Below are 15,363 nucleotides of genomic sequence, written 5' to 3'. Positions count from 1 at the left end.
CTACGCTGCGGTGTTTGCCTGTGGTTCCAGTTCCAGGAACAGTTTTCGTAGCGCAGGATCTTGTAACTTCCTGAACACCCCATCGATGGGTTCGAAGGTGGTCAACGCCTGTTGCTGTTCCAGTGGCAGCGTTTTCAGATAGTCATCTGACACTTTCAAATGGGCCGCGGTGGGTGTACTCGCCGGACTCGACAGCGTCTCGTAGTGGAAGTGCGCCACCCATAACGGCTGATTGCGGGCCTTGTCGAAAATCCGGTACTCCTGGAAAAAGTCGCCGAGCCCTCGGGTCTGTATGCGCCCACGTCTATCGCGGCTGATGTCGAGCTGCCCGTTTTCATGCATCCATTTGAAAATGCTCTGGGACGGTTTGCGGCGCGTGTAAAGGTCGGCGCGAACACTGACCCCTTCCTTGCGCAGACGAGTGGCCCCATCACGTAACTCTCGGCTCAACGTGGCAACCGGGACAGGCGAGGCTTCGTCCTTCCTGCTGTTGATCACGGCTTGATCAACGCTGCTGGCAGCCTGCTCCAGTTTCAATGCCTGCTGATCGAACACATCCTGAATGTCGGCAGGGATGCGTCTTGGGAGTAAAGCGTCCTTGCGGGTGCGTTCAATGAATGTGTTCGTGTCCAGGTTTAGCTCGATGCCGGCCTCGATCGTTCCCGCATCATCCAGCACCGGAACGGTTTGTTGATAAACCGCGGGGGTAAATGACCTGAGCGGATCCACCGTGGTTTTTTCGGGTTCATTTTTTCCGAAGTCCCGCGGCCGGGTCTTGCGCACCTTGATTGGTTGTCGTGACGTACCCGGTTGTACTCGTTCTACAGGAGGCTGTACGGCCATGGGTTCCGGTTCCGGGAGCAACGTCTGTAACCGGTTTTGTGCGAGCTGCGCGAACTCATCGATGAGCGATTGCACATGATCGAGCCTGGTTTGCTTGAACAGTCCAGGGTACGTGCCCGGCAATTCCTTAAGGCGCTGGTCAGCGTCGGCAAATGTCTCCACGAGACTGTTCAATTCCTCGACATGCGTCTGCACATCGGAATGTTCGCCTTCGCCTTTCATCAGGTCCGCCGTTTGAATCGCGGCCCTCGCGGCGCTCGCAGCAATATGCCCCATCGCCTTACGAGCCTGCTGCATCAGGGGGCTAGCCTGGTCATTGAGGCACAACTCCTGCGCCATGCCGATCTCGTTGGCCTTGATATCCAGCACGGTAAACGAAGGCGCCAGTTTTCTGATCTGCATCGCGCGTTCAATGCCAGGTCGTCCGGCCGCGTGCATGTCCTCAAGTGTTGACGTAAACAGGGTCAGCTTTTCAATCATCTCGTCACCGATGTCGGACGCTTTCTGCACATTGTCGACGAACGTTTGCCAGGCAACGGGTTCGTTTTGTTGGCCTCTGGTTAAAGCACGGGTGGCCAGACCATACTCGGATCGTTTCAGGACAAACCACAAAGACAGATTCTTCTGCAACTCCACGCTTATGCGAAGCAAGTCTTCCCGGTAGTTTTCCGTGCCGCCGAGGGTGCGCCATTCGCGCAGTTGTTCCAGCGCCTGGCGATACTCGCCGATCGTTGTCTCCAGTTTTTCCATGTACGCCGCCGTTCGTGGATCGTAGTTTCCGGCGTTGGCCTGCCCGATGCGGTCATGTAACGTTTTCAGTTCGGTTTCCTTCGCCTTTTCCAGGCTTTTGAAGGCGCTCAGGACCTCCTCCAGATGGCCTCTGCGCTGCTCGTCAACCGCCTCCTGGTGGCGGCTGAACGCATTTCCGGCCCCCCCTCGCAAACGCAGACGCAGGTCGAGCACCCATTGCCCGTGGCCGTTATCCATGAGCATCGGGCCGTTGCGCTCAGGCTGATCCGGGTAAACGATATGAACCTCCTCGTCGCCTTTCACGTCGACGTAAAACCACCGATCACCTACCTGTGCGTAGTTTCTGAAGTTATGTTGGTAAAAATGCGGAGGGGCTTCTTTAGCCTTCGTAACGTTTGCGCTGGCAATATCGAGAGCCGCGACTTTGAGCGTGTCCAGGTAAGCGCCCAGTGCGGTTGGTGTTCGGCGTGGAACCGAGCCGGCCAGCGCCAGGGATGAAAGATGACTGGTCGGAAGATCCGGGGCCAGTGGGGCGGGATTGAGCGTGACAGCCACGGGCTCGACCAGGGGCTGCGCAGCCTTCTCCCTCGACAGCTGCTCGATCCGGGGTTTGCTTGAAACCCTTCTGCGTCGCATCACCGCGTGATGGCTGAGGATAATGCCGATCGCCAGCAGAATGTCCGACACCGACGTCCATTCGATGAAGCGGTCATCCTGGTCATGGGCATCGAGTGCCTGTTGAATCTGATTGATGGTTTGCCAGACCCAGACGGCGGTGCCGACCGCACCGCTGAGAAAATTCGAGGCGACGTTGAAGAGCGCCCAGCCACTGTCCTTCAACACGTCCCAGCGCCGTTTGGCATTGGATTGCGATTGCCGGTCGGCAAGGTTGACCAGCATCCGTGCGTTGCTTTTGAACAGCGCAGACAGAATGTCTCCGGTGATCTCGACGCTTTCGAGCACCACGCGCCCGAACTTGTCTGCGCGCTGCAATGGATTGACGATCTGTTCCGCGATCAGCCACGGAGAGGGCAGTCCGGTGGGAAAAACAGAGCGGGCATATTCAACGCTCAGGTTTTCATCGGGCAACCAGGCCAGCACCGTATCCCTGACGTCACCGGGTTGATGCAACGCGTACAAAAGATTTTGCCTTGAGGGGTATTGCAGCAGGGGCTCATCGAGCATCGGCCGATAGAGCAGACAAGGTCCGCTATGTGCGTCTCGAGGACTGATGACGAACACGTTGTCGACGGTATCGCTGCTGCTGATCAAGCGATGTTGCGGCGTCAGGGTCAGCGGGTAGAGGGCGATGGTATTGGTGGTGACATCGGGATCGAGCAGCTCGCAGATGTATCGGTAACCGCGCTCGTCCACACCGGTTTCTGGCTTGAATCTGGCCTCTAATGCCTGCAGCGGCAGCAAAGAACGCAATTGATCGCGATAGAATTTTTCCTGACGTCGGGAGGCAACCGGGTCCTCCAGCAGCTTGGGCTTGATCAGTTCGGGGTAAGCCTTTGCGATGTCCACTCGAGCAGACACGGTGGTTAGAAATTCAGCGGTGAGCCAATCCGCTACGGTCTCCCCACTCTTGAAAAATACGGTCGCCATGTAGGGCGCTTCGTTCTCCATAGCGAAGTCGGCCAGTGTTTCAATGCGTTGATCAAGGGGGTTGGGGAGGGTGAAATTGCCGGAGGTAAAGCTGTTGGTGATTTTGATCCGCACATCATCGAGCGCAAGACTCGCGGCGCCGACCGCCAGTGGATCGGCGACGATCGCTTCACGCATCAGTTGCTGGGCATAGTCGGTGATGGACGGGATCTCTGCGCTGGCCAATTTGCTGTCCGGTTGGCGATACAACTTGCCGAGCGCATTGATGTATCGGCTGTAGTCTTGGATATCCTCGGATGAGGCTTTGCGCAACCAATCGGGGATCGCTTTGTTCAGGTGCAGGAGTCGCGCTTTTTCGTTGGGGTCAAGTCCGGTTTTGGGCTCGACCTCGATCTCGTCTGCCGCGGCCTCAATAAACTGCAGTGAGTTAATGGCATCCATTTGTGACGACACCAACGCCCACGCCATGTGATCGAAGACGTTGCCTTCCGGCTCGTAAAGCCGCCACGTCAGATCGCGTCCTGCGCGTTGTTCTTCCAGGCGTGCGGGAAGCGAGTTGCCCAATTCATCCATCGAACTGAACGACTCATACGCGCGCTCGATGGTGTACATCACCAGCAGTTGGCGCTTGCGATACGTGGTCTTGAGCACTAGCGCGCCGCCGATCAATAGATGGCGGGTGATGTCATTCTCGACGGTATCGATATCAAGAAGGCACGCCTGAATGGCGGAAAATTCGCTGTTTACATTTTTACGGGTGGTTTTGTCCGGGTCGATGAATACTTCCCGCGCCATCGCGCATTCATCGGCGTCCCAGCCTTTGACCTTCTGCACGTTCAACGCCTTGCGCAGCGTGTCGGAAAGCTCGTGCCAGCGGGGGATCGCATGCCCCTTGGCATTCCAGAACGCCAGTTGCCGTGCTTGAGCCTCGACGAACAGTATCGACGCCGAATCATTGAGTATCTTTGCAATGTCCTCGATGCAGACGGCGAGGTGAACCGGGTTTTTGCTGCCCGGCTCGAGGGTCAGGAAGTGCTCGCCTTCGAGATAGTTGGCCGTTGTTCCATACAGGCCCTGGCGCATCAGCGCCAAGGTCAGTGACTCGAACTCGGTTTGGCCCGCTTCGACATGGTCGTCCACGATGAGCCATTGAGGGGTGCCGACGTAGGCGTCATCAGGGTCGATCTGCAATTCTGGCGAGGTTTTTTCCAGTGCCTGGCGCAGCAGGTACGAAGCCACTTCGTTGAGCGTTGGGCCGTGGCTGGTCAGGCTCACCAGATCACTGGTTTCCACTAAGGGTGTCGAGTCAGTTCGGGGCAGTGAAGTGTTGTTGCTCATGGCGAATACCTCGGCGCAATGACGAGGCCGGGAAAGCCTCTTGGGGCATCGAAGGTAATCAGCCATCGCCCATCGGGGGCGGTAGATAGATATCGCGGGCCAAAAAATAGACCCGCGAATGCGGGTCTCGGGTTCAGCACGGTTTAGGACCCTGAGGCCGAGGCCGACACTTTTGCGAAGAACAGGGTGGTCGCCAGTTGCGCACTGATTTCGCTGCGGTAGATCGAGATCGCCTGGAGGTCGTCGTTGGCGTTGCGGGCCTCGGTTGCGCCGCCCAGCAGCCGTTGCTGCACGGTTTTCAGGTGCGCCGCGGTGAAGGTTTGTGCAGGAGAAGCGGGCTGCGCATAGTGGAAGTGGGCATACCACAGAACACTTTGGCTGCTGTGATCGCGGACCTCATATTCCTCGAGATAGTCTCGTTTACGGCTTTTGAGCAAGCGTCGGCCGAGGTTCTTGACGATGTCGACCTGACCTTCGCTTTGCAGCCACAGGACGCGCTCCGCCGTCGGTGGCTGTAGTTTGGTCATGCTGATTCGCGTCACGCGTCCCTGGTTGTAGAGTCTGGTTGCTCCGTCGTTCAGTTGCTTGGCCACTATGACGGCGGATCCCGGACCACCGTCGGTGGAGTTGGTGGCGATCAGCGCTGCGTCGATTGCACTGGCGGCGTCCTGCAGTCGGTGAGCCTGCTGATGAAACATTTCCTCAATTTCCACGGGTATTCGTCGCGTGCCTTTTGAGTGGGCCTGCGTTCGACGAATGAACGCATCCAACCCATCCAGCAATGCCTGGCCTTGAGCAGTGCTTGCACTCAAGTCAGGTTGGACGCCGCCGGGGGTGACCTGTTTCGGGGCCACTCTTTCAACCCAGACCCCCGGGGTCTTCTCATGAAAGGTCGAGATGACTTTACCGGTCAACGCCGAGGTCACATCAATCAGTTCTGACCCTTGCGTCACGGAGTCGGCACGTGGCTGGCCCACCACCGTACCTTTGTAACGGGTCTTGATGATTCGTTTGGCGGGAGCGGTCGGCGGACGGGAAGGGCCGGGTAGCGGCTCGAGCGCCTGGCGTTCCCGCAGCAAGTTCGCCAGATGTTTCACGGTGTGCTGCTGAAAACCGTCGAGACGTTGGCGCATCAAGTCGAGGGGTGGTTGCAGGAACTGACCGGGAAATTCCGTGGGCAGATCGACGATGCGCTGGTCGGTGATCGTCAGTTGCTCCACCAGATCGCTGAGCCCATCGATCCGCTCCGGCAAGTGCAGCACCTCTTCGTCAGCGATCAGGTCCAGTGAGGCCTGAATCGCTAGGCCTGCATTTTCGACAATGCGCTCCAGTGCCTGGCGCGCTTCAGGTGCGGGCTCAACGCGGTTGTCGAGGCACAACTCTTGACCGAGTGTGATCTGGAACAGTTTGAGGTCCTGTAAATCGAAGGACGGCATGTTGGCTTTGACGTCGCGGATCACTTCGATGGCTTCTTTGCCGAGCAGGTTCAGTTGCTCGAAGCACGCTTGCGCAGCTTCGATTTTGTTGATGTAGCTGGCGGTCAACGCGCCGGTGAGTTGATGGGTTTGCCGAGTGGTCTGTGTGTTTTCCGTTGGCGGGTTGTCGAGAAGATCGAGGGAGAGGCGCATTTGATTGCCGAAAACCGGCTGCTGGTGACCGAACCATTTTTGCAGCAGCGAAAGCTGGAAATCCAGGCGACTGATCATTGCTTTTCGGTAATTGGGAATCGCCTCGCGAGCATTGAAGGCTTTTATCTGTTCCATGTTGGTGCTGAGGAGTGACATCTGCGCGTCTAGCATTTCAAGGTACAAGCGGCGATGGGTGTCGGTGGCTGTAGGCGCCTGTGCGTTTTTTTGAGCTTCCTTGAGTTCTGTTTCGCGGCTTTGGGCCTGGCTTTCGAACGCGATCATTTGCTGTTTCAGTTCAGCCTGGCGTTGCCGGTTTTGTTGTTCCAGCCGTTGTTTCTCCTTGCCCCCGGCCTTGAGCCTCAGCCGCGTATCGATAAACCATTCGCCCCTGGCGTTCTTGATCAGCAGCGGCCCTTTGCGTAAGGGAGACCGGCGCGAGTCAATGATCTGCACATCGTCATTGTCGTTGAGGCTGACTTCGAACCATCGCTGGCCAACCTTCGCATGCCATTTCCCCGAGAGTGAACTGAGGTGTTGGTGAGGACCAGGCTCGCTGGAGGCGGCTGCCATTCCTTTGGGTTCGGCGATGGCCAGTTCATCGAGCAAGACACCCAAGGATGTAGGCGGCAGCGTCGCGATGACATGCAGCGACGTCTCATGGGCCGCTGGAAGCTGATTGAGGTCGGGCAGACGGGTGACCGTGATGGTGTGGGCAGGCTTGCTTTCGGGCGTGATGGATGGCGGCTGGACTTTCTCGGGCAACCGCGAGACGGGCTTGTTGCGAGTGGCGGCCCGATGGGCCAGCACCATGCCGAGGGTCAACAGCAGATCGGTCAGGGCAGACCAGCCAAGTTGGCTGTCGTCGCTCTCTGCGGCATCGGTAATGTCCTGCAAGTCGTCCATGATCTGCCAGATCCACGCGGCCACCCCGGCGGTGCGACCGAGAAAGGGCAGCGCGACATTGAACAGCATCCATGTGCCTTGCTTGAGCGTTGCCCAGCGGGCTTGCGCATTGGACACCGATTGCTGGTCCGCCAGGGTGATCATGGCGTTGGCGTTGGCTTTGAACAGGGCGGCCAGTGGCGCGTCATCGAGGGCTTCTGCACTGAGCGTCACCGCACCCATTTTGCCCAGGGCTGACGTGGGATCGACCAACAATTGGGTCAGCGTCCAGACCGAAGGCAACTCACCCGAAAACACATACTGGGAATAGTTGAAGCGCACATCGTCGGACAGCCAGGCCAGGATCGATTGGCGAAGCGGTTTTTCGTGCTTGATTGCATACAGCAGATTGGCCTCGCTCGGGTACTGCATCAGCGAGGGAGTGAGCAATGGTCGGTACAGAATGCACGGTCCTTTATCGGTGAGTCGTGGACCGATGACGAACATATTGGCGACTTCATCGCCTTTGCTGCCGGCGCGATCACCGGTCTTGAAGGCCAGCGGTCGAATGACAATCTCCAGCCCGTTTACCCTGCGGTCGGCAGCGTTTTGCTGCATGACGGCATTGACGTACTGGTAACCGCGCTCATCAATACCCGCCTCGCCGCGCATCTTGTGCTGCAGCGCCTGCATGGGCAGCTGGGTACGCAGATGGCGGGTGTAGAGGGCCTGTCGTCGCAACGCTTCTTGCGGATCATTAAGCAACTTGCGCTTGATCAGCGCCGGGTAAACCCCGCCGATATCGACCAGCGTGACGAGCTTTTCAAGATAGGCTGGGGTCATCCACACGGGCACAGCGTCGCCGTTTTTGCAGCTCACCGTCTTGTTTCCAAGCGGAACGGCAATCAGGTTTTGCAGCGCCAGCTCGATCAGCGACAGCGTGGTGGTTTGCGTCTTGCCGGGTATCACGACAGCACCCAGCACCACGACGCTGGTGATGCTGATTTCAATGTTTTGCAGGTCCAGGTCCGCTGCCGCTGAATGATCCTTGATCATCTGCGCTTGCAGGGCCTGAAGCGCAAACGCCGGCAGTGACGCGATGCCTTCGTCGAAGGTTTTTCCAGCGTCCTGTTCCCTAAGCTGCGCCAGGTCCATCAAGCGTCGGCTATACCGGGTGAGGTCCGCTGACGACGCGTTTTTCAGCCAGCCGGTCAGTAACCCCTGAACCTTGTTGAAGCGTGACGACGGCAGGGCTTCAAATTCAGTGAAGCTTTTTGCCGCGGCACTGATTTGCGGTGAAAGATGTGTGGCAGAAGTGCGCTGGACCGCACTGAATGAACCGATGGCTTCGACATCGAGCGCAATCAGCGCGCAGGCCTGGTGGTGAAAGAAGTTGCCCTCGGGCTCATACAGACACCATTGCAGGGTTTGCCCGACGCTTGACGTTTCAGGGTGTGCGAACACGGCTTCACCCAGTGCGGCAACCGAGTCGTAACGCTGGAACCCTTCGGTCAGGGTGCGCGTGCCCAATGTGCCCACGAACACGGCGACATCCAGAACGCGCAGGTGTTCGCTGACTGCGTTCTCAAGCCGATCGGTGTCGATCAGGCAGGCCTTGGTCTGGTACTTGTCCTGTGTCCGAGTTGCGCGATTCGGATAATCGAATACGGCTTGGGCCATGGCTTTTTCATCCGCATCCCAGTCTGAGGCGGGATCGGGGCTCCAGATGTCCTGCAACGATTGCGCGAGCGAATGCCAGCGCGGCGTCGAAGGGCTTGTCTCCTGGTTCCAGTAATCAAGCTGTTGTTGCTGATAGGCGATGAACAACTGCGGTGCGAGCGCATTGAGCAGACACCCGATGGCATCGATTTTCACCGGCAGTTGAGCCTGCGGTTCAGCGCCCGGTTGCAGGGTCAGGAAATGTTCTCCATCGATGAGCGTCACCGTCGATCCTGATAAACCGAGTTGTACCAGCACATCGGTGAGCGATTCATACACGTTAGGGCCGGACACGACCTCCGTGCCGGTATCGAACCAGGTCGGGGTGACGACCGTGGCGAGCGTTGGATCAATCTTGAGCTGCGGATACAGCGCGTTGAGCGCAGGGCTCAGCGCGGTCGCTGCGACCTCTCTGATCGAAGGGCCGGTGACCAGCTGGGTCAGTACCTCTTCTGCACTCGGGGCAACGGTTTCGGACATGGTCGTCTCCTGACTGAGAACGCGCCGCTGCTGATTGCGCAGCGCGGAATCGGGAAAAGGTATCGGGCGGCCCAAGCAGTCGGGTGGTACATAAATATTGCAGGCAAAAAAAAGACCCGCGTCGCCGCGGGTCTTCGGTTTTCAGTCGGGTATCAGGTCCCGGACTTGATCTTGGTCCAGACCCGGGTCCGCGCACGTTCGGCATCGCGCGGCAACGGTTGCAGGGTGTACAGCGTGCCCATCGCCGTTTCGGTCGGGTACAGGTTCGGGTTGTTGCGGATCGCCGGGTCGACCATTTCCGTGGCGTCCTTGTTCGGGTTCGGGTAGCCGACGAAATCGCTGACCGGTGCGATCACCTGGGGTTGCAGCAGGTAGTTGATGAAGGTGTAGGCGTCTTCCGGGTTCTTCGCGCCTTTAGGGATCGCGAGCATGTCGAACCAGATTGGCGCGCCTTCTTTGGGCAGGCGCATGTCGACGACCACACCGTTCTTGGCTTCCTTGGCGCGGTTGGCGGCCTGGGAGAAGCTGCCGGAATAACCGACCGCGACGCAGATGTCGCCGTTGGCAATGTCCGCCATGTATTTGGAGGAGTGGAAGTAGGTGATGTACGGACGGATTTTCATCAACAGCGCTTCAGCCTTTTCGTAGTCCGCCGGCTTCTTGCTGTTGGGGTCCAGGCCGAGGTGTTGCAGGGCCAGCGGCAGGATCTCCGACGGCGAATCGAGCAGGGCGACGCCGCACTGCTTGAGCTTGCTGATGTTCTCTTCCTTGAAGATCAGGTCCCAGCTGTCCACCGGCGCATTGTCGCCCAGCGCGGCTTTGACCTTGTCCGGGTTGAAGCCGATCAGGATGGTCCCGTACATGTACGGCACGGCGAATTTGTTGCCCGGGTCGTTGCCTTCGAGCAGTTTCATCAGCTTCGGATCGAGGTGGTTCCAGTTCGGCAATTTGCTGCGGTCCAGGGGCTGGAACACGCCGGCTTCGATCTGCTTGGCGAGGAACACGTTGGACGGCACCACCACGTCGTAGCCGGAGTTGCCGGTCAGCAGCTTGGCCTCGAGTGCTTCGTTGGTGTCGAAGATGTCGTAGACCAGTTTGGTCTGGGTGTTCTGCGCCTTGAAGTCTTCCAGCGCCTTGGGAGTGATGTAGTCGAACCAGTTGTAGACGCGCAACGTTCGCTCTTCAGCGTGGGCGGCGCCACCGAGTACCGTGGCGCACAGTACCGGTGCGATAAAACGCGTGAGTCTGTTCATTGTTCTAATTCCTCATTGGGCGCTTTCAAAACCTTCGAGAACGTTCACGGCATTGATGCCGATTTCTTCTACCGCGTAACCGCCTTCCATCACGAACAGCGTCGGCTTGCCGAGCTTCGCGATGCGCGCGCCCATGGCCAGGTAATCCGGGCTGTCGAGCTTGAACTGGGAGATGGGATCGTCCTTGAACGTATCGACACCCAGGGACACGACGACGATATCAGCGCCGTATTTTTCGATCTCGTTGCAGGCTTGTTCCAGTGCTGCACTCCAGCTGTCCCAGCCGCTGCCGGCCGGCAAAGGGTAGTTGAAGTTGAAGCCTTCGCCGGCGCCTTCGCCGAGCTCGTCTTCATAGCCGAGGAAGAACGGAAATTCGGCTTCCGGGTGGCCGTGAATCGAGGTGAACAGCACATCGCTGCGTTCGTAGAAAATCGATTGGGTGCCGTTGCCGTGGTGGTAGTCGACGTCGAGGATCGCGACCTTTTTGTGGCCCTGATCGAGGAACGCCTGAGCGGCGATGGCCGCGTTGTTGAGGTAGCAATAACCGCCCATCAAGTCGCTGGCGGCGTGATGTCCCGGTGGGCGGCACAGCGCGAAAGCACTGCGAGCGCCACGCTGGATGGCCGCTTGCGCGGTGAGGGCCACTTGCGCCGCGCTGTATGCCGCTTGCCAAGTGCCGGCGGTGATCGGGGCGCCGCCGTCGAAGCTGTAATAGCCGAGCTGGCCGTGCAGGCTGGTGGGGATGATCCGGCGCAAGGTGCGGGCTGGCCAGGTGTAGGGCAGCAAGTCGCCGTCGGTATTGAATTCGGTCCAGCGCGCCCAGGCGCCTTTGAAGAACTCGAGGTAGTCGCGGCTGTGGATGCGCGCGATCGGGTCGAGGCCGAAATCCTGCGGCGCTTCGACCGGGCCGAGGTGTTGCGTTTGCACACGTTGCAGCACATGGTCGGCCCGCGAGGGCATTTCGAAGCAGGGCATCAGTTGCCCGTCCATCAGTTCACAACGGCCGTGGTGCAGGTGGTGATCGTCCGAGTAGATCGTCAGCATTTCTTGTTCTCCGCAGGCTGATTCGGTTGAACACAGTCTTGCGGCGCAGCCCGATTCGGAGAACGGTAGGAAAGGCCAAAAGGGGATTGATATGGCCAAAAAGTTTGACCGAAATTCGCCCCTTGTTGGCGCGACTGTGCCCCGGTGTTGGGCACTCACCCCTGTAGGAGCGAGGCTTGCCCGCGAAGCCTTTGGCGTACTTGAAGACGCCTTCGCGGGCGAGCCTCGCTCCTACAGAGATTTGGGGGTCAAGGGCGGAACTGACTCGGCGCCACACCACTCCAGCGCACAAACGCATGGCGGAAACTCGCGGTTTCGCTGAAGCCCAGCGCCTCGGCGATCCGGTAGATCGGCAGCTGATCTTCGCAAAGCATCAACTTGGCCTGCTCGAAGCGTAACTCATCGAGCAATTCCTGATAGCTGCACCCCAGGTCCTTGAGATGGCGGCGCAAGGTGCGCGCTGAACAATTCATCTGTAGGGCCAAACCTTCCAGCCCTGGCGCTGCATTCAGTTGCGCACGGAGCAACTGCCGAATCCGCCCCAGCCACGCCTGACGCCCGGTGAATTCGGTGTTCTGCTTGCGGCAGCGGTCGACCATGGCCTGATGGGTGATGACATCGGCCAGCGGCAAAGGCTGGTCGAGCCAGCGCTTGTCGAAGGCGAAGGCGTTATCGCGCGCGTCGAAGTGCAGTGGGCAGTTGAAGTGTTCGGCGTAGGTCGCCTGATAATCCGGCGCGGCATGTTCCAGGCGAGCCGCGAGCAATGGCAGCGGGTGCCCAAGCAGGTCGTCGCAAATGACTTTCAACGACACCAGGCAGAACTCGGCGTTGAACACCGCCAGCGCCGGGCTCTCCCGGTAATCGGCGGCCACGAACCAGATGCGCTCGCCGTCCTCTGCCAGGCTCAACTCGAAAAGTGTTCCCAACAGCGCCGGAAAACGCATCGCCAACCGCAAAGCGTCACCGAAGGTGGCACAGGTGAGCAGCGCATAACCGAGCATGCCGTAGGACGAAACGTGCATCCGCCGGCCCAGTTCCAGGCCGATATCACGCTTGAGCGCGACCGCGTTGGCGCAGACCTGCATCTCCTGGTTGGTGGTGATGCGCGTGTCCGCCCGGCTCAGATCCGCCGCGCTGATGCCACTTCCCGCGAGCAGCGCTTCGCTGGACAAGCCTTCGGCCTTGAAGGTGTTGAGCACCAGGGAGACGGCGTTGAGGGTGGTGAGGTGGGAGTGGAGCATGGGTGTTCCAGCCTTGGGATGCTGGAACGGCAGCAAGTTGTATGCCGGGAACTGAACCTGTAGATACTCTGTTCACGGTCAAGCTTTCGCGAGATGTTTTTCGCTAAAAAGCTTGGCCGTATTAAATTCTTCTCCGGAACGCATGCATGCCCATAACCCGGTTAGGTATTTGCGCATGACCGCACCGATGGCCTGCATTTTCTTCTTGCCGCGCGCTACCAGAGCCTCGTAGAAGGCCTTCACATTCTCATCACAACGGATTGCCGTCATCGCCGGCATGAACATCGCTGCGCGCAAGTAAGCATTACCGCATTTGGACATTCGCCCTGGCCGGTTCACGCTGGTGCCTGACTGGGTCAACCTGACATCCAGGCCTGCATAGCGGCTTACCTGCGCCGATTTAAGCGTTACCGGAAGGGTCGTCAGCTCAGCCAGTGCGGCGATGGCTGAGGCCTCTCCAACGCCGGGGGCCGCCAGCATGCAGCGAAACTGCAAACTCAGATCCGGGCATTTGGCGATGGCATCACGTGCGGCTTTCTTCAAGCGATCAATCCGTGTGTCCAGCCCTGCAATCGCCTCTTTCTCATCCTCGATCAGCAGCTCCACACTCGTTTCTGTCGCTTGTAGCGCGTGTAATTCGTTTTTGGCTCGTGTTCGATGACCAATCAGCCGATTGATATGGCGGCCAATCGCACGCAACGTCATTTGATCGGTAGTAGGCGGAACCCAAAGCCTGGGAGTCATGCGCTCGCCATATTCAGCCAGCAATTGAGCGTCTATCTGGTCAGTTTTGCTGTTTTGCAGCATCACTTTTGCAAAATTGTGGAAGCTTTTGGGGTTGATCACCGAGACCGGCAGGCCGGCAGCGTGCAACTCCAATGCAAGATCCAGGTAGTAAATGCCAGTGGCCTCCATGACCACGCTCAGCGGTTTGAGACCTAACATCTTTGTCACGGCAGCCTTACGTCCTTTGGGCGTGTGCTGAATGTCCCACTGGCCTGATGTTTTACCGCTCTGCCGCCATCCCATGACAGACGTGCGCGCACCAATGTCTATGCCGATATGAATATTCATGCTTTTCACTTCCCTGACTTTCGGTAAGATTGCCCCTGGTTCCCCCGACCTCGAACTTCATGCCACTGCAACCTTGTAATGCGAAGTCCGACTTGTCGGCTTCTCGATACTCTTCGTGGTGGGCAATGAGGCGGGGGGGCCTCTCTACAGACAAGGTCAGGAGCAAATCCTGCCTTCAGGAGCGATCGGCCTCCCCCAGAAACGCACTTGCTTTTGTATGAATCCTTGAGCGTAACCTCTTTCGTTGGAATCAAGGTCAACATACAAGGAGCGAGGCTTGCCCGCGAAGCTTTTGGCGTATTCGAAGACCCCTTCGCGGGCAAGCCTCGCTCCTACAGGTCCTGCGGTGTGTCAGCTGAGTTCGCCGCAGAGGTCGAGCTCGATTAGTCGTCGCACTTCAGCGGTGTCCAGCCCGGCACCCAACAACCCATGCAACTTACCGAACGCCGCTTCACGGGTCATACCGCCACCCGACAGCACGCCAACACCACGCAACCGGCTACCGGCCTCGTAGACATCCAGCTCAACGCCACCTTCGTGGCATTGGGTGACGGCGACAACAACCACACCTTTGTCCCGCGCCCGCTCCAGAGCGGCGAGAAATTCAGGGTTGTCGCTCGGCCCGGTGCCGCTGCCGTAGCACTCCAGCACCAGGCCTTGAATGCCGCTGTTCAGCACGCCATCAAGTTGCTCGGCGCCGATACCGGGAAACAATGGCAGCACTGCGACTTTCGCCAGTTCCTTGCTCTGGTTGTAATGCAATTGAGCCGGCAGCGAAGTGACCTTCACACCACCGCCCTGACGCTCCAGCCGCTTGAACGGATGGCGCCCGAAGCTGCGGACTTTCGCGCAACGGGTCGGGTCCAGCAGTTCGCCGTGGAAGTACAGATGCACGCCCGGCGCCAGGCCATGGCCCAGGGCAACCAGCGCACCGCTGAGGTTTTCCCAGGCATCGCTGTCGGTCACGCCGGCCGGCAGCATCGAGCCGGTGAACACCACGCGGGCATTCAGGCCGAGCAATTGAAAACTCATCGCGGCGGCGCTGTAGGCGAGGGTGTCGGTGCCGTGCAGGATCAACACACTGTCGCAGCCCTGGACATCAACGGCGTCGACCACCGCTTCACGCAGTTGCTGCCAGTACGCCGGGCTCATGTTGGCGCTGTCGATCAGCGGCGACATTTCACGAAAGCGCCACTGCGGCACGACAAGGTCAGGCTGGCTGTGCAGATACTCGCGCATCCGCGCTTCAAAACCGGACGCCGGGGCCAGGCCATTGGCGCTGGCTTGCATGCCGATGGTGCCGCCGGTGTAGAGCACCATGACGTGCTGGGCGGCAGGGTAGGAGTTGGGAACCATGGGAAAGTCTCCGCAAGAGATGACATGTGGGAGCGAGCCTGCTCGCGATAGCGGTACATCAGACACCGATGTGTCGCCTGCCAGTCCGCTATCGCGAGCAGGCTCGCTCCCACAAGTTGTGCACTTTAACTGACGGGCGCAGAGGAT

General features: G+C 58.9%; 7 protein-coding genes. All 7 read right to left on the bottom strand.

All coding sequences use genetic code 11. The features are described 5' to 3' along the window. The 7 genes from ACA068_RS29180 to ACA068_RS29150 all read right to left on the bottom strand — a co-directional run bounded on the left by ACA068_RS29180 (nucleotide 1) and on the right by ACA068_RS29150 (nucleotide 15,216). Nucleotides 1-4,539, bottom strand: coding sequence for a dermonecrotic toxin domain-containing protein (locus ACA068_RS29180; protein ID WP_497306517.1), 4,539 nt, complete (start codon nucleotides 4,537-4,539; stop codon nucleotides 1-3). 143 nt (nucleotides 4,540-4,682) lie between these two features. Further along, entirely contained in the window at nucleotides 4,683-9,248 is a 4,566-nt protein-coding gene (locus ACA068_RS29175) for a dermonecrotic toxin domain-containing protein (protein WP_497306516.1), read from the bottom strand. A 152-nt stretch (nucleotides 9,249-9,400) separates the two neighbouring features. After that, on the bottom strand, nucleotides 9,401-10,501 hold the full coding sequence (locus ACA068_RS29170; RefSeq protein WP_497306514.1) for a polyamine ABC transporter substrate-binding protein: 1,101 nt from the start codon (nucleotides 10,499-10,501) through the stop codon (nucleotides 9,401-9,403). Between the two features lie 12 nt (nucleotides 10,502-10,513). Then, nucleotides 10,514-11,545 (bottom strand): histone deacetylase family protein, encoded by a 1,032-nt coding sequence (locus tag ACA068_RS29165; protein WP_497306512.1) that lies wholly within the window; start codon nucleotides 11,543-11,545, stop codon nucleotides 10,514-10,516. Nucleotides 11,546-11,793: 248 nt separating this feature from the next. Then, a complete protein-coding gene (locus tag ACA068_RS29160) occupies nucleotides 11,794-12,786 on the bottom strand; it encodes an AraC family transcriptional regulator (protein ID WP_497306510.1) in 993 nt (330 codons plus the stop codon). 78 nt (nucleotides 12,787-12,864) lie between these two features. Further along, nucleotides 12,865-13,860 carry an IS110 family RNA-guided transposase gene (locus tag ACA068_RS29155; protein WP_497303007.1) on the bottom strand — a complete coding sequence of 332 codons (996 nt, stop codon included), beginning with the start codon at nucleotides 13,858-13,860 and terminating at the stop codon, nucleotides 12,865-12,867. A gap of 351 nt (nucleotides 13,861-14,211) precedes the next feature. Then, complete coding sequence (locus ACA068_RS29150) at nucleotides 14,212-15,216, bottom strand: asparaginase (RefSeq protein ID WP_497306508.1); 1,005 nt, start codon at nucleotides 15,214-15,216, stop codon at nucleotides 14,212-14,214. Between the last annotated feature and the right edge of the window lie 147 nt (nucleotides 15,217-15,363).

It is taken from the genome of Pseudomonas sp. LBUM1660 (genome assembly GCF_059695935.1).
Note: the sequence above shows the minus strand (reverse complement) of the source record. Positions and strands in the feature narration are given on the sequence as shown.